At 70.4% G+C, this 20728-nt stretch carries 25 protein-coding genes and 1 pseudogene; 9 read left to right on the forward strand and 17 right to left on the reverse strand.

Annotation, left to right across the window (positions count from 1 at the left end):
- The first annotated feature begins 48 nt into the window (after positions 1–48).
- Complete coding sequence (locus ACZ6SA_RS44765; protein WP_443156856.1) at positions 49–630, forward strand: TetR/AcrR family transcriptional regulator; 582 nt, start codon at positions 49–51, stop codon at positions 628–630.
- Here the strand turns inward: ACZ6SA_RS44765 and ACZ6SA_RS44770 are convergent.
- Positions 621–743 carry a hypothetical protein gene (locus ACZ6SA_RS44770; RefSeq protein ID WP_347648604.1) on the reverse strand — a complete coding sequence of 41 codons (123 nt, stop codon included), beginning with the start codon at positions 741–743 and terminating at the stop codon, positions 621–623. The two genes, ACZ6SA_RS44765 and ACZ6SA_RS44770, sit on opposite strands and share 10 nt — an antisense overlap.
- A gap of 217 nt (positions 744–960) precedes the next feature.
- Between ACZ6SA_RS44770 and ACZ6SA_RS44775 the strand changes: the two genes are divergently transcribed.
- Together ACZ6SA_RS44775 and ACZ6SA_RS44780 are read left to right on the forward strand one after the other, a co-directional pair.
- A complete protein-coding gene (locus tag ACZ6SA_RS44775) occupies positions 961–1263 on the forward strand; it encodes a hypothetical protein (protein ID WP_465835243.1) in 303 nt (100 codons plus the stop codon).
- Positions 1264–1344: 81 nt separating this feature from the next.
- Positions 1345–1584 (forward strand): hypothetical protein, encoded by a 240-nt coding sequence (locus tag ACZ6SA_RS44780; protein ID WP_465835245.1) that lies wholly within the window; start codon positions 1345–1347, stop codon positions 1582–1584.
- A 441-nt stretch (positions 1585–2025) separates the two neighbouring features.
- On the opposite strand, the gene ACZ6SA_RS44785 is transcribed toward ACZ6SA_RS44780, so the two are convergent.
- From ACZ6SA_RS44785 to ACZ6SA_RS44805, 5 genes are all read right to left on the reverse strand, one after another.
- A complete protein-coding gene (locus tag ACZ6SA_RS44785; protein ID WP_347648607.1) occupies positions 2026–2697 on the reverse strand; it encodes a TetR/AcrR family transcriptional regulator in 672 nt (223 codons plus the stop codon).
- A gap of 79 nt (positions 2698–2776) precedes the next feature.
- Entirely contained in the window at positions 2777–3709 is a 933-nt protein-coding gene (locus ACZ6SA_RS44790; protein ID WP_465835247.1) for an LLM class flavin-dependent oxidoreductase, read from the reverse strand.
- 40 nt (positions 3710–3749) lie between these two features.
- Positions 3750–4442, reverse strand: coding sequence for an alpha/beta fold hydrolase (locus ACZ6SA_RS44795; RefSeq protein ID WP_347648609.1), 693 nt, complete (start codon positions 4440–4442; stop codon positions 3750–3752).
- Positions 4439–4915, reverse strand: coding sequence for an ester cyclase (locus tag ACZ6SA_RS44800; protein WP_465835249.1), 477 nt, complete (start codon positions 4913–4915; stop codon positions 4439–4441). Before ACZ6SA_RS44800 ends, ACZ6SA_RS44795 begins: the two co-directional genes overlap by 4 nt.
- Before the next feature lie 17 nt (positions 4916–4932).
- Positions 4933–5880, reverse strand: a complete 948-nt coding sequence (locus ACZ6SA_RS44805; protein ID WP_465835251.1) for an NADP-dependent oxidoreductase — start codon at positions 5878–5880, stop codon at positions 4933–4935.
- 487 nt (positions 5881–6367) lie between these two features.
- Here ACZ6SA_RS44805 and ACZ6SA_RS44810 point away from each other — a divergent pair, with 487 nt between their 5' ends.
- Together ACZ6SA_RS44810 and ACZ6SA_RS44815 are read left to right on the forward strand one after the other, a co-directional pair.
- A complete protein-coding gene (locus ACZ6SA_RS44810) occupies positions 6368–6802 on the forward strand; it encodes a hypothetical protein (protein ID WP_465835253.1) in 435 nt (144 codons plus the stop codon).
- Positions 6793–7311 carry a VOC family protein gene (locus ACZ6SA_RS44815; RefSeq protein ID WP_465835255.1) on the forward strand — a complete coding sequence of 173 codons (519 nt, stop codon included), beginning with the start codon at positions 6793–6795 and terminating at the stop codon, positions 7309–7311. Before ACZ6SA_RS44810 ends, ACZ6SA_RS44815 begins: the two co-directional genes overlap by 10 nt.
- 79 nt (positions 7312–7390) lie before the next feature.
- On the opposite strand, the gene ACZ6SA_RS44820 is transcribed toward ACZ6SA_RS44815, so the two are convergent.
- Both ACZ6SA_RS44820 and ACZ6SA_RS44825 read right to left on the reverse strand, forming a co-directional pair.
- A complete protein-coding gene (locus ACZ6SA_RS44820) occupies positions 7391–7618 on the reverse strand; it encodes a hypothetical protein (protein WP_465835257.1) in 228 nt (75 codons plus the stop codon).
- A 413-nt stretch (positions 7619–8031) separates the two neighbouring features.
- Positions 8032–8454 carry a MarR family winged helix-turn-helix transcriptional regulator gene (locus ACZ6SA_RS44825; RefSeq protein ID WP_465835259.1) on the reverse strand — a complete coding sequence of 141 codons (423 nt, stop codon included), beginning with the start codon at positions 8452–8454 and terminating at the stop codon, positions 8032–8034.
- 86 nt (positions 8455–8540) lie between these two features.
- On the opposite strand from ACZ6SA_RS44825, the gene ACZ6SA_RS44830 reads away from it, so the two are divergent.
- Entirely contained in the window at positions 8541–9539 is a 999-nt protein-coding gene (locus tag ACZ6SA_RS44830; protein ID WP_465835261.1) for a quinone oxidoreductase family protein, read from the forward strand.
- Between the two features lie 138 nt (positions 9540–9677).
- The gene (locus ACZ6SA_RS44835) at positions 9678–10007 is read left to right on the forward strand and encodes a hypothetical protein (protein ID WP_465835263.1); all 330 of its coding nucleotides are present in this window, start codon (positions 9678–9680) and stop codon (positions 10005–10007) included.
- A gap of 216 nt (positions 10008–10223) precedes the next feature.
- Here ACZ6SA_RS44835 and ACZ6SA_RS44840 read toward each other — a convergent pair whose 3' ends face one another.
- Complete coding sequence (locus ACZ6SA_RS44840) at positions 10224–11114, reverse strand: helix-turn-helix transcriptional regulator (protein ID WP_465835265.1); 891 nt, start codon at positions 11112–11114, stop codon at positions 10224–10226.
- 196 nt (positions 11115–11310) lie between these two features.
- On the opposite strand from ACZ6SA_RS44840, the gene ACZ6SA_RS44845 reads away from it, so the two are divergent.
- Entirely contained in the window at positions 11311–12153 is an 843-nt protein-coding gene (locus tag ACZ6SA_RS44845) for an SDR family oxidoreductase (RefSeq protein ID WP_347648620.1), read from the forward strand.
- A 432-nt stretch (positions 12154–12585) separates the two neighbouring features.
- Complete coding sequence (locus ACZ6SA_RS44850; RefSeq protein ID WP_465835267.1) at positions 12586–13794, forward strand: PP2C family protein-serine/threonine phosphatase; 1209 nt, start codon at positions 12586–12588, stop codon at positions 13792–13794.
- Positions 13795–14040: 246 nt separating this feature from the next.
- Here ACZ6SA_RS44850 and ACZ6SA_RS44855 read toward each other — a convergent pair whose 3' ends face one another.
- From ACZ6SA_RS44855 to ACZ6SA_RS44890, 8 genes and pseudogenes are all read right to left on the reverse strand, one after another.
- Positions 14041–14457 (reverse strand): arsenate reductase ArsC, encoded by a 417-nt coding sequence (locus ACZ6SA_RS44855; protein ID WP_465835269.1) that lies wholly within the window; start codon positions 14455–14457, stop codon positions 14041–14043.
- The gene (gene arsB / locus ACZ6SA_RS44860; RefSeq protein WP_465835271.1) at positions 14450–15541 is read right to left on the reverse strand and encodes an ACR3 family arsenite efflux transporter; all 1092 of its coding nucleotides are present in this window, start codon (positions 15539–15541) and stop codon (positions 14450–14452) included. The genes ACZ6SA_RS44855 and arsB overlap by 8 nt, the downstream gene beginning before the upstream one ends.
- On the reverse strand, positions 15541–15981 hold the full coding sequence (locus ACZ6SA_RS44865) for an ArsR/SmtB family transcription factor (RefSeq protein ID WP_465835273.1): 441 nt from the start codon (positions 15979–15981) through the stop codon (positions 15541–15543). The genes arsB and ACZ6SA_RS44865 overlap by 1 nt, the downstream gene beginning before the upstream one ends.
- Before the next feature lie 151 nt (positions 15982–16132).
- A complete protein-coding gene (locus ACZ6SA_RS44870) occupies positions 16133–17362 on the reverse strand; it encodes a GNAT family N-acetyltransferase (protein ID WP_465835275.1) in 1230 nt (409 codons plus the stop codon).
- 12 nt (positions 17363–17374) lie between these two features.
- Positions 17375–17710 (reverse strand): ArsR/SmtB family transcription factor, encoded by a 336-nt coding sequence (locus tag ACZ6SA_RS44875; RefSeq protein ID WP_347648626.1) that lies wholly within the window; start codon positions 17708–17710, stop codon positions 17375–17377.
- A 341-nt stretch (positions 17711–18051) separates the two neighbouring features.
- A complete protein-coding gene (locus ACZ6SA_RS44880; protein WP_465835277.1) occupies positions 18052–19374 on the reverse strand; it encodes a M28 family metallopeptidase in 1323 nt (440 codons plus the stop codon).
- Between the two features lie 757 nt (positions 19375–20131).
- Positions 20132–20263 (reverse strand): annotated as a pseudogene (locus ACZ6SA_RS44885) (NAD(P)-binding protein); the annotation flags it as partial.
- Entirely contained in the window at positions 20260–20658 is a 399-nt protein-coding gene (locus ACZ6SA_RS44890) for a metalloregulator ArsR/SmtB family transcription factor (protein WP_347648628.1), read from the reverse strand. The pseudogene ACZ6SA_RS44885 and the gene ACZ6SA_RS44890, both read right to left, overlap by 4 nt.
- Positions 20659–20728 lie beyond the last annotated feature (70 nt).

The raw sequence follows: 20728 nt of genomic DNA on the forward strand, positions 1-20728 counted from the left end.
CCGTAGCAGACCATTAGAACGAACGCTCTATCCAGTACGATGGGAACCATGCGAACCCAGCACGAGCTCGGCACCCGGGAGCGGATCGTCCGGACCACCTCTCGCCTGATGCAGCGGCAGGGATACGAGGCGACCGGTCTCAAGCAGATCTCCCAGGAGGCCAAGGCCACCCTGGGCTCGGTCTACCACTTCTTCCCAGGCGGCAAGCGGGAGCTGGCGATCGAGGCGGTCCGGCACGGCGACCGTGAGTTCGCCGAGTTCCTGCGGGCCGCGTTCGATCGGGACGACGACCCCGCCGCCGCGATGGTTGCCTGCACCCGCGACCTGGCGAGCGGGCTGCGCGAGTCCGGGTGGCTGGACGGCTGCCCGGTCACCACCACGGCGCTGGAGAGCGCAGGCCGGGAGCCGGAGATCCAGCAGGCCGCGGAGGACGCCTACGAAAACTGGCGCAGGCTGGTCCGCGAGAAGCTGGAGCGCTCCGGCTTCGCCGCCGACGTGGCGCACGACCTCGCGCACACTGTGATCAACCTGCTGGAGGGCGCGGAGCTGTCGGCACAGGTGGCGCAGAGCGAGGCGCCGCTGGAGATCGCCGGTCGGCACCTCGCCCGGCTCATCGACTCCTACCGCTGAGCCGGGCCGCCCTCACCCGGCATCTTGAACACCTCGGTGAGAGCCGTGATGCTGTGCTCGCCGTGACCGGCCGCGGCCGCCCGCCGTACGAGATCGTGCAGGGGGTGAGCCAAGACCGATGCCGTTCAGGCAGGAAAGGATCATGGTCTTGCCTGTGTGGTCGATGGCGTGGGCAAGAGTGCGACCGTCGGTGGCCCTGCGTATCGGATGCCTTGGTCGGAGGGGCGTCGCTCGCGGTAGCTGCTCGTGCGAGAGCGTTTGACGGCTCAAGGTCGCCGATACCGCCCTGGACCACCCCGACGATCCGTCCGCGCGGTCATCTTCCCGGCCGTGAGCGGTGGCGAGCAGACGCTGCGCGCTCTGGTGCACGAGTTCAAGACCAAGAGCCCGGCCTACCGCACCACGGTGCAGACCACGCTGCGCGCCTCCTGCACCAATCACTACCGGCGTGGCCTGATCGCGCTGCTGGCCACCCTGGAGTTCAGGGGCAACAACATTGCCTACCAGCCGGCGATCGAGGCGCTGAAGCTGATTCGCCGCTACGCCGAGGCCGGCAACACCACCTACTATCCGCGCGGCGAAGTGGCGCCCGAGCACCGCGGCACCGCCGGCGACTGGGAGAGCCGGTGTTGACCGAGGAGATGCCGCTCACCGCCGACCGCGGCTTTTACAGCTTTCCCGCCTGGAACGAGGCCCGTTCGCAGTGGCGCGCATTTGCTCTGGCGTGTCCAGGCCGGGCTTCGCCCGTGTTGGCTGCGTGACCTGGCCGACGGGTCCTGGCTCGCCGTCATCACCCAACCCACCGGCCTGCGCCGATCGCAGGAAGAGCTGGCCCGTTGCCACCATGATCGCTGGGAGGCCGAAACCGGCATCGATCAGCTCAGGACGCACTTGCGCGGGCCGGGCCGGATCCTGCGCTCCCGCACCCCCGAGCTGGCCTGTCAGGAGATCTGAGCCTTCCTGCTCACGCACTGGGCGTTATGCACGCTGATCCGCACCGCCGCCACCGTTCCTGCCCGCGAGCCGTCAAACGCTCTCGCACGAGCAGCTACCGCGAGCGACGCCCCTCCGGCAAAGGCATCCGATACGCAGGGCCACCGACGGTCGCACTCCTGCCCACGCCATCGACCACACAGGCGAGACCATGATCCTTTCCTATCCAAACGGCATTGGAGCCAAGACGTGTCGACGTCCGCCTCCTCGGCCAGGTCCGCGTCGTGGCCTTCGGCGGCCACGAAGAGGTTCACGAACGAGGCGGCGTCGGTGTGCCGTGCGCCCAGGTCGACGAGAGGGGCGGCCTTGGCTGCGGTTCTGTTCCAGTCGGCGCTGCGCGCCGCCGCGAGGATGCGGCCGGGCAGCCGCATCGTCCCGCGCGAGTCGGCTTCGCGGTCGAGGTCATCGATGGTCAGGTACGCCAGGAACGGCAGTGCCGGAAGGCTCCTTGTGGGCGCAGCCCGCGGTCGAACGGCCGGAGATGCCGGCGAGCACCCGGCGGAGTTCCGCCAGGGAGTCGTCCAGCGCGGCACGCTGGTCCGTGGCGCGCGCGATGTCGAGGGCGCTTTCGCAGATCCCGCCGTACAGCAGCGAGGTGGAGGGATCCAGCGGCCGTTCGGAGATGCACCCGGCCTCGACCGCGATGGCGAGCCCGCGCCGCATCTGGTCCTTGCATCCAGCCTGGATGTCGCGCATGGCGGACCAGCCGAGCGCGCCCGGCGCCTCCAGCAGGGTGATCCGGCGGACGGCGGGTTCCAAGGACGCTTCCAGCAGCGCGCGGCAGCCCGCGAACACTCCGTCCCATGGATCTGTCTGGGCTCGGAACGCCTGCCGGACGGTGGCGCCAAGCTCCTTCTGGTCGGCGGCGTAGACCTCGCGGAAGATGTGTTCCTTGTTGCTGAAGTGGTGATAGAAGGCGCCGCGCGTCACCTTGGCCCTGGCGCAGATCGCGTCCAGGGAGGTGGCGGTGAAACCTTCCTCAATGAAAAGCTCGCGAGCCGCCGCGACCAGGGCGCCCGTGGTCGCCCTGGTGCGTTCCTGCTGGCTCCGGCGCGCGCTTGTGTTCGTTGTCACCCTTATCCTCCCGATCTGAACCGAGGATAGAAGAACGTACGCGGCGCCGGCGTCCCGAACGAGCCGTGGCCGGTCGCCCTCACACGTCGAGCAGGGGCAGGACACGGGCGGCGAACCGTTCCACGGCCGCGTGGTGGTCGCCGGCCGCCAGGCGGATGACGAGGTGCCCGGCCCCTGCCCCGATGTAGTGGTTCAGCCAGGCGGCGGCGTCCGCCGGAGGGCCGGCGAACATGGCCTGGATTCTCTCCACCGTCTCCAACGGGGCGTTGTAGTAGCGCTCGATGCTCTTGCGCAGGAGCGTGCGCGCGTGCTGGGGATCGTCGTCAAGGCAGAGTGTCGCGTACAGGGCGGCGGTGACCGGACGGGGCGCCAGCCGGTGGACGGCCGCCCGCTCGCGAGCGTAGTCGGCGACGTCGGGCGGATAGGGCAACCAGCCGTCGCCCAGGCGGGCCACCCGCCGCAGGGAGGGTTCGCCGCTTCCCGCCAGCCAGATCGGCGGGCCGCCGGGACGGGCCGGAGCGGGCGCGAGAGTGACCCCGCTGAAGTCGAAGTGCCGGCCGGTGAACGACACGTCCTTACCGCTCCACAACCGCCGCATCACCTCGATCGACTCCTCGAGACGGCTGAAGCGGGTCCGGAAGGGGACGCCGATCGTGTCGAACTGCACCTGGGTGCCGGCGGTGGGGAATCCGGCTCCCATCCCGACGATCAGCCGTCCGCCGGCGAGCCGGTCCAGCGTGGCGAGCTGGTGCGCCACCAGGATCGGATGCCGGAGTGCGGGCAGCATCGTCGCGGTGCCGATCGTGAGCCGCGGTGCGGCGACGGCGACAGCGGACAGCAGGAGCAGGGGATCGGCGCGGGGCCGGGTGAGGGGGCTGTCTCCGGTCCAGACGGAATCGAACCCGAGTACGTCGGCGTGGCGGGCAAGCTCGATCAGCCGGGCCAGGTCGTCGTCACCGCCCGCGGCACGGTCGCGGGTCGGCAGCAGGTAACCGATCTTCACCTCGGCCACGTCGCACCTTTCTGTACGGGATTTCGTTCCTGGCATCGGGTCAGGAGCCGCATGCGTCCTGCAGGAGGACGTCCGCCAGGGCGCGCGGTGCGATGACCATGGCGTCGTGGCCGGCGTCCAGGACCGTGGCCGCCCAGCCGTGCTCGTCGGCGATCCGAGCGAACGGCATGGGGCCACCGGGTGTGCAGAGCACGGCGCGGCACGGGATCGCGTCGACGGCCCCGGACAACCGGGCCGGCTCGGAGAATGTTCGCCGCGGATGGGACGTCAGCTTGGATTCCAGCCATGCGACCTGGTCCGGTTCCGTCACGCCGACGGTGGCCGCGGGGGCGGGCGGGATCAGGCCGTCGACGGTGACCGATTCGATCCAGTCGCGGAAGAAGGCGGGGGCCAGGTCGTCCAGTGACTCCCCGTCCCGGCCCGCCCAGGCGTCGACCATGGTGATGCGGGAGACGCGTTCCGGCATGCGGTCGGCGGCCTCGCGCACGACGAGACCGGCGTAGCTGTGCCCGACGAGCACGACGTCCCGGAGATCCTCGTACCTCAGCAGGCCCAGGACGTCGTCAGCGTGCGTCCGCAGGCCGATCTCGGGCCCCGCCAGGTGGGCGCGCTCACCGAGGCCGGTCAGCGTCGGGGTGTGGACCTCGTGCCCGGCCTCCCGCAACCGCGCGGCCACGCGGCGCCAGCACCAGCCGCCGTGCCAAGCACCATGAACCAGCACGTACGTCGTCATCGCGCCGCCTCTTCCGCACGCTCGCGCCAGGCGGTGAACTGTGCCGCCGAGGCCTCGGTGGACAGTCCGAGCTGCTCGCACATCTGATGGAAGTCGAAGAAGAACCGTTCGTGTGCGATCAGCCCGTCCCGCACGGTCCAGTGGCAGGCGAACGGCAGTGCGAAGGACCTGCCCGTGGGTTCGATCCCCACCAGGCTCTCCATCATGGTGGCCCGGACCGTCCCGGCGCCGACGGCCAGCTCACCGGCCTCGACGAGGTACTCCAACTCCACGCCGTAGTCGGGGAAGGCGCGCAGGAAGGCGGTGTTCTGCCGGGCGACCTCGTCCCAGCCGGTCGCGACGGCCCGGAGGGCGATCGTCTCGAAGACGACGTCCGGGTGACAGAACCGCATCGCCGCCGGGATGTCGGCACGGCTCTTCGCCCGTGCGTAGGCCCGTACGACCTCGGTCGGCGTGACGTGCTTCTCGGACATCTCCGTGTCTCCTCGTCTCACGCGGGCTCACCCACGGCGAGCACGATCTTGCCGGTGGTGTGGCCGTCGGCGATGCGGTCGTGGGCCGCGAGCGCCTGCGCCAGCGGGAACACCGCGTCGACATGCACCTTGAGCCGCCCGCCGGCGACGAGCTCGGCCAGCGCGCCGAGCCCCGCCCCGTCGGGGTCGACGAGGTAGTCCACGGCGCGCACGCCGAGCTCGCCGGCACGCTCGTGCAACCCCGGAGTCCAGGCTGCCTGGCCGCTGACCAGGACGCCGCCCGGCCGCAGGCATTCCAGCGTCGCGAGTGCCGCCCGGCCGCCGAACATCTGGATGACGACGTCCACGTCCCGCACCACGGAGGACACCTCGGCCGTGGTGTAGTCGATCACCTCGTCCGCGCCCAGTCCGCGGACGAAGGCGTGTTTGGCGGCGCTCGCGGTGCCGGTCACGTGCGCGCCGCGGGCCTTGGCGATCTGGACCGCCAGGTGCCCCACGCCTCCGGCCGCGCCCGCGACCAGGACCCGCTGTCCGGGGGCGAGGGCGGCGACCTCGACGAGCATCTGCCACGCCGTCAGGCCGGCCAGCGGCAGCGCCGCCGCCTCGGTGAAGGCCAGGCCCTCCGGCATACGGGCGAAATGACGGGCGGGGGCGGTGACGTACTCGGCGTAGCCGCCTGCCGCGCGGGGGAACCACGGCATTCCGTAAACCCTGTCGCCCGGCTGGAACCGGGGCGTGCCGTAGCCGGTCTCCACCACCTCCCCGGCGACGTCCCAGCCGTTGATGAACGGCAGGTCGAGCACCCGGTTGTACGCCTGCCCGCGGCGTGTGTAGACATCCACCGGATTGACCCCGGCCGCCACGACCCTGACGAGCACCTCGCCGAAGACCGGCGCCGGTTTCGCCACCTCGACCAGCGCCATGGTCTCGGTGTCGCCCCACGCCGATTGTTGTATCGCCTGCATAAGCGTTCCTCCTGGAAATATCCCTCAGGAGATTACATACATACCACATGTATGTAAATGCGCGCGCAGCCCGCCCAGGCGCATCGGATCGGCAACGGGCGTGCCGTCGGCGCGCAGACCTCGGCCTACGTGCTCCCGATCGCCGCCTACGACAGCCCTGTGCGCCCTCTCGGGGAACGGCCGAGGGACACTGCGGAACCTGACGGTCGATCGTCGTCGTGTTGGTGGTGGCCTTGGGGGTTACGGGCGAGCTCGGCTGATCGGACTGCGCGCCCGGGACTTGCCAGGCTGGCGTCGGCGCGGGAGCCGGCGGAGGCGTTCACGCCGATAGTGGCCGAGATCGAGTGGGCGCGTGGCCGGACGCAGGATGAGAACCATCTGTGGGCGTGAGCGGTGTGGCTGAAGTCATACCAGCGGCCCGGGTACTTCCCGAAAGGTCTGGGACGTTCCGGCGGTAGTGGTCGGGCACGTTCGCGGTGCGCTGGGGTTGGCCGACGAGGTGGAGTTGCGGCGAGCGGCGCCGATGTCGGCCAGCCGACATCGAGCGTTCGTCCGCAAGCGGCTGGGGGTGGTCCACGACGCGGCCCGGGTCCGGCAGGTCGCCGAGGAGGCGATCCGCACGGAGGTGAACACCGGGTTCTTCCAGACCGTGACCGGGCGGCTGGACGCGGCCGCGCGGACGGTGGCGCAGGAGGCGATCGAGCTGGAAGCCGGCACCCCCGAGCGCAGCGTGCTGGAGGCGGTGAAGTTCCTGCGGGCACTGCGCGGTGCCAAGGCCGCGTTCGTGCCGGAGGCGATGATCGTGCAGCGGCCCGGCCCTGCTGATGGGGGCGGCCGAGGAGCCGGCAGGGCGTCGTCTGGGGCCGGCTATCGCGGCAAGAAGCTGACCGCAATTCTCTCTAGCCTCGCGGCATGGAGATGACTAAGCAAGATCCCGAACCCCGAGGTGAGAACACCGTTAACGGATTCGTTGTCGTTGACGGAGCCGCGTCTTTCATCGACTTCCTCGTCGCTGTCTTTGATGGGACTGAGCGGGAGGAAGCCCGCACCCCTGACTTCTACGCCGGAGACGGAACGCTGATCCACGCCGAAGTCAAACTCGGCAACTCGTTGCTCATGGTCGCTGACCGTAAGACCGGCTGGCCGTTCACCCCGGCCCTGACCCAGGTGTACGTCGCCGACCCCGAGGAGACGATGCGCAGAGCGGTCGAACGCGGTGCGACCGTCGTCACTCCGGCGTCTCCCTTCTACGGCGGGTACGGTATCGCCCGGTTCCTCGACCCGTGGCACAACCTGTGGTGGCTGTTCTTTCCGGCGGCGGAAACCAGTCCGGCGGCCGGGGAGGAGTCGAGCTGGGAGGAATCCGCTGAACCCAGCACTGTCTACACGACGCTGCTCGATACGATGGTCAAGCTGGCCGACAGCCGATGATGTTCACGGCGTGGCGGGAGGTCGGCGGCCGCGGTGGCCATGGCGGTGGCCTGCCGCTCGATCTCGTCGTTGCTGTTGGTCAGGCTCGCGCGCGCCAGCCGCTGTCGATCAGTTCCACGGCCGGGACGAGCCCGGCGTTGACCGCCGACTCCAGGTAGTTGCGGGCATCGGGCAGGGAGCCCTCGCGTTCCTTGTCGGTCGGCTCGTCCCACGTCGGCAGAAACGCGCAGTCGTGAGCGAGCTGCTGGCGGGCCTTGGCCGGGGCCAGCACACTCGGGTCGTCGAGCGGGATCCACGGCAGTGGCACGGCGCGCTCCTCGGGAAGTCGGGGCTGGTCAGTGGGGTTGCCCTCGGCAGCGGCCGCGAGGGTTTCGTGGACGACGCCGAGGGCATAGTCGATGCTGTCGCGGTAGCGTGACCCGGGTACCGTTCTTCGACGCCACCTTCTGGGGGCACCGGGCGGTGACCTCGCCCGCGGCCTCGGCCATGTCAAGGGTCTTGCGGCGCAATTCGTACGCCAGATTCTCGCTCAACGTGGCGTCGTCGGCAGGAGACGGCTCCTCCTCCGGCATCGCGGGCGGTTCGGACAACTTCTGCGGAAGCACGGTGGCAGCCGATGCCGGCCGGGCAGCGGCGTCGTCGGAGCCGGGGCCCTCCCCCGCGCACGCCGTGACCAGCAGCCCCACGACGCCGAACATGGTTACCGGCCGCGGGTGCGCGTCAGCCCAGCGCTTTGCGCAGCAGCGCCGTCAACTGATCCTGTTCGTCGGGTGAGAGCCGTCCGACCGCCCTACGGGCGAAGGTGAAGGCCGTGGCGAACCGCTGGTTGGTCTCGTCTCCTCGGGGAGTTCGCGCGACGAGTCGTGCGCGGCGATCCCGGGGATTCGGCTCGCGGGTCACGAGGCCGAGCGCTTCGAGACGCGCGACGATCTGGGTGATGTTGGAGGCATCGCAGCCGAGCTCCTCGGCCAGGGCGCCCATGCCGCGTCGCTCGTCGAGTCGCCCGAGCACACATGCCTGCGCCGAGCTGAGCGACACCTCGGCCGCGGCCGCTTCGTAGGCGCGGTCATATATGTCCACCAGGTCGAACAAGACGGCTTCGGCCTTGGACGAGGTGGCTACGGGGCCGTTCGGCAGCGCCATGGCCGCCAGCTTAGCGGAGTTATTTGATTCACTCAAATAGCTGTGGTCCAATGATGCTTGATTCACTCAAATAACATGGAGGGCCGATGGACAGCAGAGCCGAGCGCAGAGCGGGCGGCGCGAACGTGGCGCCGCAGATGAACGCGGTCGTCCTTGACCGCTTCGGCGGAATCGACGAACTCTCAGCGCGCCGGATACCACTCCCGCAGGTCGGCGACGACGACGTCCTCATCCGGGTGGAGTTCGCAGGGGTCGGATCCTGGGACGCGGTCGAGCGCGAGGGGGACTACGACGGCGCCTTCGGCGTCGCGTCGGCCTTCCCCTATGTCCTCGGCTGGGACGCGGCGGGCACGGTGGCCGCGGTCGGGCGCAACGTCACCCGGTTCGACGTGGGCGAGCGTGTCTACGCTGCGACGATGCCGGTGCCGCGTGGCGGCTTCTACGCCGAGTACGGCGTCGTCGAGGCGGAGTACGTCGCGCGCGTGCCCGATCGGCTGCCGACGGAGCAGGCCGGCGCGATGGCCTGGGATGCCCTGACCGCACTGAGCGGCCTCGATCTGCTCGCCCTGCGGCCGGACCAGACGCTCATGGTCTTCGGGGCCAGCGGGGGTATCGGCCACCTGGCCGTGCAGTTGGCGCGGCACAACGGCATCCGAGTGCTGGCCGTGGCCTCGGGTGACGACGGTGTCGCCCTGGCCCGGCGGCTGGGCGCTGACCACGCCGTCGACGGCCGCAAAGACGATGTGTTAACTGCGGCGTTCGATTTCGCACCGGGCGGGCTCGATGCGGCTCTGGTCACCGTGGGAGGCGAGATCGCTGAACGATCTCTTCGCGCGATCAACAACTCGGGACGGATCGCCTGGCCGAACGGTGTCCTGCCCGTGCTCGCGACATCGCCGGGCGCGCCGGTGTCCTACTACGACGGGGATCGGAGCCGCACCACCACCGATCGGCTGAACGCGATCGTCCAGGCGAGTTCCTTCGAGGTCCACGTCGCCCGGACCTTCCCGATGGAGCGGGTCGAAGACGCGCATCGTGCCCTGAAGGATCACTATGTCGGGAAGCTGGCCCTCAAGGTCGGATAGGAAGCACGCCGTGAGGTTCCGTACCGGTCCCAACCTCTGACCGGCCCCTGTCATCTCGGCGGCCCTGAGCGACCACGCGCTGTTCGGCGGACGTGACCAGGTCGAACGCGAGATCAGCCCGGGAAACTGATGGGTCGGATGGCTGGCCTGCGGGCACGGGCTAGGGCCGGGGAGCCGGCCGACCCGGATGATCTGCCGCCGCCGTCGCCTGCGGTTCTCGCGCATCTGGCCGCCGGGCTGCCGCTGGGTGTGGAGTCCGACGTGGCCTTGTTCCGGGTCTTCAACGGGGCGGCTCGGCCGTTCGACGAGCCGGCCGCCCGGGCGATGCCGGAGTTGGCGCTGTCGCGGGCTGCCGACCCGGCGGCCGCGGCCGACCATGGCCGGGCCGCGTGGATGGACGCCCCTGACCTGCTGCCGCGATTCCGGGCGCGATACTGCACGTCGTGTCCGGGATGGGCCATGTCATGACTTCACCGGGCCTGCCCGAGGAGGTCGCCGACCTGATCCGGCTGTGATCCGCCTGCCGGGAGCGGGACCGCGCCGATGAGAGGCCGCGTGCTGAACCGCCGCCTGATGGCGGCGAGACCTCTGGCGGTTTCCTGGCGAGGCCCGGTGACGGGTTCGAGGTGGCCCCCAGGCAGCTCCCGTCCAACTCACTGACGCGACTCTTCGTCCGCATGCCCGTCACCCCTTTCTGTTCGTGGTGAGGTGGTTGTCAGTGGTCTGCTCGTTCCACTGGGCGAGCAGGTGCAGCGAGGTCTCGGACGAGCTGCCGGGCTCGACGTCGTAGATGAACAGCGTTTGGTCGGGGTCGTCGGCGGGGGTGAGGGCCTGGTAGGTGATGGTGAGGTCGCCGACGAGGGGATGGTGGTAGTCCTTGCTGCCGGTGGTGCGCTGGTGGACCTTGTTGTCGGACCAGTAGCGGCGGAATGATTCGCTGTGGATGGACAGGTTGCCGACGAGCGCATCCAGGGCGGGGTCGTCGGGGTGGCGGCCGGCGTCGCGGCGGAGCATGGCAGCCGTGTCGGCGGCGACGGCGGCCCAGTTCCCGTACAGCTCGCGCGCGTGTGGATCGAGGAAGACGAAGCGCGCCTGGTTGCGCTCGTCCGCGGGCATGGCCCGGAAATCGGCGATCAGGCGTCCGGCGAGCCGGTTGTGCGCCAGGACGTCCAGGCGGCGGCCCAGGACGAAGGCGGGCCGGCGCGCCTCCTCCAGAGTGTCCAGCAGCCGCCAGGTGGCGGGGTGGACGCGTTGCGGGCGCGGTCGCCGACGGCGCCGGGCGGGCTGCGGGCGGGCGAGGGTGTGCAGGTGCTCGCGTTCGGCGTCGTCGAGGTGGAGCGCGGTGGCCAGCGCGTCGAGCACCTCGGGTGAGGCGCTGCGGCTGCGGCCCTGTTCCAGACGGGTGTAGTAGTCCGCGCTCACTCCGGCCAGCCGGGCGAGCTCCTCGCGCCGCAGCCCGGACACGCGGCGCCGGCCCAGCGCCGGCTCGTCGATCCCGGCCTGGTGCGGGCTGAGCCGGGCGCGGGCCGAGCGCAGGAACCCCGCGAGCGGGGCGCTGGTGTGGTCACGCTCCATACCTCCAGTGTCGCCGCTTCCCGCAGGGCACCGCTCCGCAAGGGTGGCCCAGTTTGTCCCCCGATCGCTTGGGCTATATTCGAGCCTGTTATCGCTGCTCAGAGCTGGTTCAGTGGAAGCCAGGCCGGAAGCGGGGCGCACCGCGCCGCGACCAGTTCCGGCCCGTTCTCCCCATCAGCACGAAGGAGCTGTTCACATGTCCACGTGGTTCATCACCGGCGCTTCCCGGGGACTCGGTCTGCAGATCGCCCGCACCGCCGTGGCGCACGACGACACCGTGGTGGCGGCGGTCCGTGACCCGGCCGGCCTCCCCGACGATCTCAAGCGGTCCGACCGGGTGCTCGGCGTCCGGCTCGACGTTACCCGCAGCGAGGAGATCGTCCAGGCCGTCGAGTCGGCCACCCAGCGCTTCGGGAGCATCGACGTCCTGGTCAACAACGCGGGCCGGGGCCTGCTCGGCGCGCTGGAGGAGATCACCGACGCCGAGGCGCGCTCCCTGTTCGACCTCAACGTCTTCGCCCTGGCCAACCTCATCCGCGCCGTGCTGCCGGGCATGCGCGCCGCGGGTCGCGGGAAGATCGTCAACATCGGGTCCCGGTCCGGTTTCGAGGGCGAGCCTGGGGTGAGCATGTACGCTGCCTCGAAGTTCGCCGTCGCGGGCATCAGCGAAGCGCTGTCGGCGGAGCTGGCACCGTTCGGGATCCAGTGCATGGTCGTCGAGCCCGGTGTCATCCGCACCGACTTCCTCGATGCCAGCTCCCTGTCCACCGCCAAGCACCGCATCGGCGCCTACGACGGCACTCCCGCCCATGTCACCCTGGACTGGGCCGGTACGGCCAACCACACCCAGCTCGGCGACCCGGTCAAGAGCGCCGCTCTGATCTACGAGGTCACCTGCCAGGACAAGCTGCCGGGGCACCTGTACCTCGGGCCCGACACTCTCGAGCGGCTGCAGGTCAAACTGGACCGGATCGAGCAGGACGCGGCATCTTGGCGTGAGAAGTCTGCCGCCACCGCGCACGACGACGCCGCCGCGTGATCACAGGCCGTAACCGTCGCAACGGAGGCGTTCGTCGCCGCCCCGCCCCGCCACGTCAACCCCACCGAGATCACCGTCCTGCCACCGCGCAGGTCGTCTGACGCGCCCTGAGCCGGATGATCGAGCGGACCTTCCACCACGCTTCGCAAGACTCTTGCGAGAAGCCGCACAAAGGTTTCCGCGACCTGCGAACACATCTGGCTGATCAGCGCCGGCCTGAGCTCCTGATGCATCCGGCATGGACGGCGAGCTGAAGAACCGAACCTCGCGATTGTGGCCAAAGCGTCCGTTGCATGGGCCTCCACAGCAGCTCCTCGAGTTCGGTCCGGGTAGGTGCCGGGGCGCGGGCGCGGGCCGAAAGTTCTGGTAGATCCCCGGCCCTGGACAGGGCCGTGCCGAAAATCCTTGCGCGTACACGCGGTGTAACCGTATATGTCACGTCAGGCCGACTACGTGACCGTCGATCTTCCGGACGCGATGCTCCCCGGCGCAGAGCCGCTGCAGCGGCCGGCCGCGACAGAGGCCGGCATCCCCGTCTTCCGCCGGGCCGGCGCGGCCTCGGTGCACGACGGGGTGCCCGAGTCTCTCCGGGAGCGCAAGGAGACTGTGTTCGTGCCGCCGGGATCCCCGTTCATGGAGGTCCTGCACTCGCGCCGGCCGCACTTCGAGCCCGTGCTGGACACCTCGCCCGGTACCTGGCTGGACCTGGTCCCCGACCGGGCGCGGACCATCCACGCGACCGGCATGCACTCGCTGATCGTCATTCCGCTGGAGGCGCGCGGCGACGTGCTCGGCGTCGCGGTGTTCGGGCGCACCTCCAACCCGGCGCCGTTCAGCAGGGACGACCTCCTCCTGGCTGAGGAGCTGGTCACGCGGGCCGCGCTCAGCCTGGCCAACGCGCGCCAGTACACGCGCGAGCGGCTGACCGCGCTCGCGCTCCAGCGCGACCTGCTGCCGCACGACCTGTGCGGCAGCAGCAACGTCGAGGTGGCCTCGCGCTACCTGCCCTCCGACACGCACGAGGGGGTGGGAGGCGACTGGTACGACGCCATCCACCTGCCCGGCGACCGCATCGCCCTAGTCGTCGTCGATGTGACCGGGCATGGCATCAACGCCGCAGCCGCCATGGGCCGGCTGCGCACCGCCGTGCGCACCCTGGCCTACCTGGACCTGCCGCCGGACGAGCTGCTCACCCACCTCGACCACCTGATGGCGAACGACGCCCGCGGCTTCGACGCCACGGGTGCCACCTGCCTGTACGCCGTCTACGATCCGCAGACCAGCCGCTGCACCATGGCCGCGGCCGGGCACCCGCCGCCCGCGATCGTGACCCCGTCCGGCGACGTGACCTTCCCGTCATTGCCCACCGGCACTCCGATCGGCGTGGGGCTGGGCACCTTCCAGTCGCACGACCTCCACCTGCCGGCCGGGACCCTGCCGGCCCTCTACACCGACGGCCTGATCGAGACGCGGCAGGCCGACCTCGACGCGGGCATGGCCAGGCTCGGCGACGCCCTCGTCCGAGCGACACTGCAGACGGCGACGCTCGAACGGGTGTGCGCGGCAGTGATCGGCTCCATCGTGGGCGACGCGCCGGCCGAGGACGACATCGCCGTGCTCATGGCCCGCATCCAGGCCTGACCCCCCACCCCGGATACCTCGCCGACCAGATGGCCCGAGGTAAGCGCGGAATGTAGCGCGGCCGAACACGCGTAGGGTGCCCACGGCATCGTCAACGACCCTGCACCCGGCCGTCCGCCGCTCCCCGCCGCCGTAGCTCACCCACGACAGCAAGGGGTGGCCGGGTGCGCGCGTCTGGATCACCTGCCGTGCCCCGGACATGACGCAGGCCCACCACCTGATTACGACGGGGACTGCGGCGGAGAATCAGGCCGACACGAGTTCCGCCAGCAGCTTCTCGATACGGCGGCGGATGTCGTCACGGATCGGCCGGACCGCTTCGATGTCCTGTCCGGCCGGGTCGTCGAGCTTCCAGTCCTCGTAGCGCTTGCCGGGGAAGATCGGGCAGGCATCGCCGCAGCCCATGGTGATGATCACGTCGCTGGCCTGTACGGCGTCGACGGTCAGAACCTTGGGCTGCTCAGCGGTGATGTCGATGCCGACCTCGCGCATCGCTTCGGCGGCGACCGGGTTGACCTGATCGGCCGGCGCCGATCCGGCGGAGCGGACCTCGACGCGGTCTCCTGCCAGGTGGGTGAGCCAGCCGGCGGCCATCTGGGAGCGTCCGGCGTTGTGCACGCAGACGAACAGCACGCTGGGCTTGTCGGGGGTGCGGTCAGGCACGGGTGGGCTCCTTGCGGGTGAACAGGCGGCGGCCGGCCAGGCTGACGTAGACCAGGGCGACCAGGACGGGAACCTCGATGAGCGGGCCGACCACTCCGGCCAGGGCCTGGCCGGAGGTGACGCCGAAGACGCCGACCGCGACCGCGATGGCCAGCTCGAAGTTGTTGCCGGCGGCGGTGAAGGCGAGCGTCGTGGTCTTGTCGTAGGACAGGCCGATCGCCTTGCCGGTCAGGAAGCCGCCGCCCCACATGAGGGCGAAGTAGGCCAGCAACGGCAGCGCGATGCGGGCCACATCGGCCGGTTGGGAGGTGATGGTGTGGCCTTGCAGGGCGAACAGGATGACGATGGTGAACAGCAGCCCGTACAGGGCGATCGGGCCGATGCGCGGCAGGAAGCGCTGCTCGTACCAGTCGCGGCCACGGGAGCGTTCGCCCAGCTTGCGCGAGGCGTAACCGGCGGCCAGCGGGATACCCAGAAAGACCAGCACGTAGAAGGCGATGTCGAAGGCCGACACCTCCAGCTCCGAGCCCGGCAGGCCGAGCCGGCCGGGCAGCACCTGCAGGTAGAACCAACCCAGCGCGCCGAACGCGACCACCTGGAAGATGGAATTGAGCGCGACCAGAACGGCGGCGGCCTCCCGGTTCCCGCAGGCCAGGTCGTTCCAGATGAGCACCATGGCGATGCAGCGCGCGAGCCCGACGATGATCAGTCCAGTGCGGTACTCGGGCAGGTCGGGCAGGAAGATCCAGGCCAGCGCGAACATCAGCGCCGGGCCGAGCACCCAGTTGAGCACCAGCGAGGAGACCAGCAGACGGCGGTCGCCGGTGACGGTGTTCAGGCGGTCGTAACGGACCTTGGCCAGCACCGGGTACATCATCAACAGCAGGCCGAGCGCGATCGGCAGCGAGATCTCACCGATCTTGACGGCGTCCAGCGCGGTGTCCAGGCCGGGCAGCAGACGCCCGAGCAGCAGCCCGACGCCCATGGCCGCGATGATCCACACCGGCAGGAACCGATCCAGCATCGACAGAGCGCCGATCACGCCGGCCGGTGGCGCGGTGGCCTGTGCGGGTCGAGCCGACATCACCGTGACACCGCCGCTGCAGCGCCCGGCAGGCCGGCAGACCCGCTGGCAGACCCGCTGGCAGACCCGCTGGCAGACCCGCTGGCGGGCCCACCAGCGGGCCCACCAGCGGGCAACGTCAGCAGCGCCGACAGCTCGCCCAGCGTTTCGGGCACCAGCCGGTAGTGCACCCACGAGGCGCGCCGCTCGGAGGTCAGCAGGCCGACCTCCTTGAGTACCTTCAGGTGGTGGCTGATGGTGGGCTGGGACAGCTCGAAGGCGTCGGTGATGTCGCATACGCACACCTCGCCGCCGGCGCGGCTGGCCACGATCGACAGGATGCGCAGCCGTACCGGGTCGCCCAGCGCCTTGAACACCCGTGCCACCCCGGCCGCCTGCTCGGCGTCCAGCGGCTCGCGGGTCAGCGGCGGGCTGCACTCCAAGATCTCCAGCAGTTCCATCCACTACCCTCCCGTATAGATGTTCATCGAAATTGACGTATGTCTATATTGACATCTGTCTCTACCTGCTTGGAACAAGGGTGGCTGCTCTCAGCCGGCCGGGATAGGTCGCGCAGGTGAACGCCGGGCCAACGGCGGCCCTTGCGGTCTTTCAGGCTCCGATCACAACACTGCGGCGTTCGATCAGCAGCACGTCCCGCCAGACGCCGCGGTGGCGGCCGATGCGTTCGCGCGTGCCCACCATCCGAAAACCGAGCGCCTGATGCAGACTCAGGCTCGCGGCGTTCTCGCCGAACACGCCCGACTGGATGGTCCACACGCCGGCGTCATCGGCTGCGGCGATGAACGCCGACAGCAGCGCGCGGCCGATGCCGTGGGCCTGGCAGCCGGGGTGGACGTAGATGCTGTGCTCGACCACGCCCGCGTAGACCGGGCGGCCGGAGACCGCCGAGGCGGCCACCCAGCCGAGCACCTCGCCGGAGTCGCTATCGGCCGCCACATACCGCAGATGCGGCAACCGGCTCGCGGTGAACCCCTCCCAGCCGGGCGCGGTGGTCTCGAAACTGGCCTGGCCGGTGTCCAGCCCGGCCTGGTAGATCGCCAGCACCTCGGCGGCGTCGCCCTCACGCATCGGCCGGATCTCCAGGCCGGGCCCGATGGCGGGTTTGACGGCCTGGACGATGGCCGAGTGCACCCCGTCGCCGTGATCGGCGGTCAACGTGATGGCGATCTTGACGAAGCCGGCAGCGGCCAGCAGGTCCCGGTACTCCCGTACGGCGAGCGACCCGGCCGCGCAGCCGATGCGCTGCTCAGCCCGCTGCCGCGCCCGCTCGTCCCGGACGTGCGCGGTGACAACGTCGCTGACGCCGAACCGGCCGCCGGGCCGCAGTACCCGGAACGCCTCGGCCAGCACGGCCGCCTTGTCCCCGGACAGGTTGATCACGCAGTTGGAGATGACCACGTCGACCGCGTGACCGGGCAGCGGGATCGCCTCGATCGTGCCGTGCAGGAACTCCACGTTGGCCGCGCCGGCCTGCTCGGCGTTGCGCCGGGCCAGACTCAGCATGTCCGTGCTGGCGTCCACCCCGTACGCCGTCCCGGACGGGCCGACGCGGCGCGCCGACAGCAGCACGTCGATGCCGCCGCCCGAGCCGAGGTCGAGCACCGTCTCGCCGTGTCGCAGGTCGGCGACGGCCACCGGGTTGCCGCAGCCCAGGCTGGCTCGCACCGCCCCCTCGGGGAGCACGGTCAGGTCGTCGTAGCCGGCCGCGCCGAAGCCGCCCTGTACGAAGGCGTCCTGCCGGCAGTCGGCGACCGTCCGGCCGGCGTCCGCGGCGCGGGCCAGGGCCGAGTAGTGGTCGATGATCTCGTCGTGCGCCATGACCAGGCTCCTTCACTCGCAGGTGGGCGCTGCCGGGACGGGGTTGCCCATGACCACGTCGGCGGCGGTCGGGAAACAGTTCACGCAGTTCTCGTTGATCCGGTACAGGCTGGACGTGCCCTGCCGATCGATCAGGACGAACCGCACCTCGGCCAGGATCTTCAGATGGTGGGAGACGGTGGACTGGCCCACCCCGGAAGCGGCCACGATCTCCCCCACGCTCATCGGCGCGCGCCGCCGCGCCAGCAGCGAAACGATCTGGATGCGGGTGGCGTCAGCCAAAGCCTTGAACCAGCTCGCGTACTCCTCGGCCTCCGCACGCGGCAAGGGCCCCTTGTTCTCGTTCATCGTTCATCGACGATATTCGATTAATTAGGCGAGCGGAAGCCCGGTTCTTCCTTCTCGCCCAGGCCATCCATGTACGTGACAACGAACTGTTATCACGTACATGGACGATCACGACGGCGCGGCGACCAGGAGAACTCCTCCACTGGGCGGTGCGCCGAGGCTCTCGCCGCCCTCGCCGCGCGAGACGGCGCGCCGCCGACCGGCTAGCGCCCCACCACGCTGGCCGTCGTCCGTCATCATCCGGACTGTGAACTGGCCAGCTCTCCGGTCAGCCATCGAACCGGCGTTGGCCAGCCTGATGGCCCAGGTGACGAGAGCTGTTTCCCGCTCTGGCGCTCCTCCTACGCGTTGAGCAGCATGACGGTCGCCACCAGCAGCCGGGCGGCGGCCATCAGTGTGTCCGGCTCAACGCGATCCGGAGTCTCTGCTGGAGTCTGGTAGCCGGGCATGCCCATGCCGATGCCGATCGAGGCCAGGCCCGCGGCGGCGTAGCGGCGGTTGTCGGAGGCCATCGCGCCCGCCTTCAATGGCACGCCGGTCAGGCGGGCGGCCTGGTCCAGGGCGGCCAGCAAAGCGTGGGCGGGTCCGCCCGCCTCGACAGCGGCGGCCTCGTGCAACTGCGCGGCACCGTCGAGGTTGATCACGAGCGTGTCCGGTGGCAGGGCGGCGGCGTGATGGGCCGAGCCCCACGCGCCCGCCTCCTCCGCGTCCAGGAAGGCCACCGTCAGCTCCAGCTCCCCGGGTGGCGCAGCGGCCGCCAGCACGCGAGCGGCCTCCAGGACCGCGGCCACCCCGGAGGCGTTGTCGGCGGCCGCGGGCAGGCGCCGGCCGGGATCGTCGCCGACGCCGTCGTAGTGCGCGCTCAGCAGTATGCGCAGCCCGGCCTGCGCGCCACCGTGATCGGTGCCGCCTCTGCCGCCGTCGGCGGGGCTGCCGGTCAGAGTGTTCGTTTCGGTACGAGGAGGGCGCGAGAAGCGGGCGTAGACGTTGCGGCCTCGGGTGGCGACCTGCCGCAACGGCATCGAGCCCGTCACCTGAACCGGGCCGCCATCCAGCGCTTCGGCCAGGCGCCTGTGGACCTCAGGGTGCACGGCGATGACGGCCACCGTGCGGGCAGCCGGACCGGCGATCAGCTTGGGCATCCAGCCTTCGGCGTCGGTGCCGCGTACGGTCAGCACTCCGGCCGCGCCCTGCGCCTCGGCCAGCTCGCACGCTCGCCCCCAGGTGGTGGCGTCGGCCAGTACCCATCGGCCGCGCAGGCCGGCCGGCGAGCCGGTCTCGGAGCCGGTCTCGGGGGCCTTGGTCAGGAGGGCGGTGCGCGGGTGCGAGAGTTCGGTGGAGGCCAGGTGTTCGACGAAGTCACGGCGGTGTTCCAGGCGCCGCGTCTGCCCGGCGCTGCTCCATTCGAGCACGGGCGTCTCATACAGTTCGCGCAGCCCTGCAACGTCGAACTCCGACACCTGCACCTGCGCGCCCAGCTCGCCGAGTTGCTCGGCGAGCCAGACAGCGGCCGCGCGGCCGCCGGGCGAGCCCACACGCCGCCCGGCGTAGCGGTCGCCGGCCAGCTCGCGCACCGTGGCGTGCATGCGAGTGGCCGACACCGCCTCCACCACAGCGGCCAGATCCGGCTCGCCCTGGCCGAGGTCGGATGTTGTGCAGGTCATCCGCAGCACCCGGCGGCACCCTGAAAACCGGCCTGAGAGTCGGCCCGGAGACCGGCCGGAGCCGGGTCCTGCCCGCAGCAACCTCTATGAGCCGCCTGCTCGGCGGCGGCCGGCTCCGCGCTCTGCCCTGCGAGGGCGGATGGCTCGCCGGTGGGGGCGGAGGGGCCGCCACAGCAACCTCCCGCAGCGGGCGGGGCGAATGCCTCATCCAGGTTCCCGAGGAAGCCGCCGCCGGCCTGGTTCGTCATCGTGTCTCCCTACTGAGCAGGGCGGAGTGCCCACCCCAGCCAAAAATTAGATGAATGTCGAAGCAGATGCCACGATCTCAGAACATTTTGATATCCGTCAAGATAGATGAGCATCTAATCATGATGGGTCTAGTTGCTAGGCGCGGCGCGAAGCGTACTGCGGCTGGGTGAGTGATCTCGGCGGCGAGCTGCCGGGCGGTACAGCCGGCGCCGATCAGGGCGGCCGAGGCGGGCCCGGTCCAGTCGCCATAGCCGAGCAGGTGCAGGCGGGACGGACATGGGCTCTGGCCTTGAGCACGCCCCGCTCGCGGGCCTCGCGCACGGGCGGGACGGCCATGCTCCCGGCCTGCTCGCCCGCCTGGGCGGGCGGTGGCGGCGGGTGGCCAGGTCGAACAGGGCGCGGCCGTCGATCTCGATGATCACGCGCTCGCCGCGCGGTGTGCACATGTGTGCCGCGAGCTGTACTGGGCCGGCGAGAACAGGCGCAGGCTGTCCCAGAGGTGCCGTCAAGCGCCGCCGGCGCTGTCCTGAGCGTCGAGGATGACGAAGTCGGCTCTCGCGCGGCGCAGATAGTAGCTGGCGGCCAGGCCCGCCGACCCGCCGCCGACACCTGGACGTCGACGGGCCGGGGCGACCGTCATGCGGGCAGCAGCTCCAGCTCAGTGCGTCCCGCCGCAGGCCGGGGGGCGGGTCCAGGAGTGGACTCGGTGAGCGGGGCGAACAGGGCGCCAAGCTTGTTCACCGCCTCGGGGATGATGCGGTAGTAGACCCAGGTGCCGCGGCGTTCGCCGTCGATCAGCCCGGCGGTGCGCAGGACCTTGAGGTGGTGGGAGATCGTGGGGGCGGTCAGGTCGAAGGCGTCGGTCAGGTCGCACACGCAGGCCTCGCCGCCGGCGTGCGAGCCGATCATCGACAGCAGGCGCAGCCGTACCGGGTCGGCGACCGCCTTGAGCATGACGGCGAGTTCGGCAGCAGTGTCCTCGGCCAGCGGTTCACGGGCGATCGGGGCGCAGCACTGGCCGGTGGGGACGGTCATGACAACCCCTCCTGATTCGAATTATGTCTAAATTATAGGCGGTGGGACGGGAGCGGCGCGAGCGCCGCCC

The sequence above is a fragment of the Nonomuraea sp. NPDC049378 genome (genome assembly GCF_055586745.1).

Excerpts from the sequence above, each read along its gene's own strand:
- ACZ6SA_RS44765 (WP_443156856.1), top strand. The coding sequence starts at position 49 with ATGCGAACCCAGCACGAGCTCGGCACCCGGGAGCGGATCGTCCGGACC.
- ACZ6SA_RS44795 (WP_347648609.1), bottom strand. The coding sequence starts at position 4,442 with ATGACGACGTACGTGCTGGTTCATGGTGCTTGGCACGGCGGCTGGTGC.
- ACZ6SA_RS44800 (WP_465835249.1), bottom strand. The coding sequence starts at position 4,915 with ATGTCCGAGAAGCACGTCACGCCGACCGAGGTCGTACGGGCCTACGCA.
- ACZ6SA_RS44805 (WP_465835251.1), bottom strand. The coding sequence starts at position 5,880 with ATGCAGGCGATACAACAATCGGCGTGGGGCGACACCGAGACCATGGCG.
- ACZ6SA_RS44815 (WP_465835255.1), top strand. The coding sequence starts at position 6,793 with ATGGAGATGACTAAGCAAGATCCCGAACCCCGAGGTGAGAACACCGTT.
- ACZ6SA_RS44825 (WP_465835259.1), bottom strand. The coding sequence starts at position 8,454 with ATGGCGCTGCCGAACGGCCCCGTAGCCACCTCGTCCAAGGCCGAAGCC.
- ACZ6SA_RS44830 (WP_465835261.1), top strand. The coding sequence starts at position 8,541 with ATGGACAGCAGAGCCGAGCGCAGAGCGGGCGGCGCGAACGTGGCGCCG.
- ACZ6SA_RS44835 (WP_465835263.1), top strand. The coding sequence starts at position 9,678 with ATGGCTGGCCTGCGGGCACGGGCTAGGGCCGGGGAGCCGGCCGACCCG.
- ACZ6SA_RS44840 (WP_465835265.1), bottom strand. The coding sequence starts at position 11,114 with ATGGAGCGTGACCACACCAGCGCCCCGCTCGCGGGGTTCCTGCGCTCG.
- ACZ6SA_RS44845 (WP_347648620.1), top strand. The coding sequence starts at position 11,311 with ATGTCCACGTGGTTCATCACCGGCGCTTCCCGGGGACTCGGTCTGCAG.
- ACZ6SA_RS44850 (WP_465835267.1), top strand. The coding sequence starts at position 12,586 with ATGTCACGTCAGGCCGACTACGTGACCGTCGATCTTCCGGACGCGATG.
- arsB (WP_465835271.1), bottom strand. The coding sequence starts at position 15,541 with ATGTCGGCTCGACCCGCACAGGCCACCGCGCCACCGGCCGGCGTGATC.
- ACZ6SA_RS44865 (WP_465835273.1), bottom strand. The coding sequence starts at position 15,981 with ATGGAACTGCTGGAGATCTTGGAGTGCAGCCCGCCGCTGACCCGCGAG.
- ACZ6SA_RS44870 (WP_465835275.1), bottom strand. The coding sequence starts at position 17,362 with ATGGCGCACGACGAGATCATCGACCACTACTCGGCCCTGGCCCGCGCC.
- ACZ6SA_RS44875 (WP_347648626.1), bottom strand. The coding sequence starts at position 17,710 with ATGAACGAGAACAAGGGGCCCTTGCCGCGTGCGGAGGCCGAGGAGTAC.
- ACZ6SA_RS44880 (WP_465835277.1), bottom strand. The coding sequence starts at position 19,374 with ATGACCTGCACAACATCCGACCTCGGCCAGGGCGAGCCGGATCTGGCC.
- ACZ6SA_RS44890 (WP_347648628.1), bottom strand. The coding sequence starts at position 20,658 with ATGACCGTCCCCACCGGCCAGTGCTGCGCCCCGATCGCCCGTGAACCG.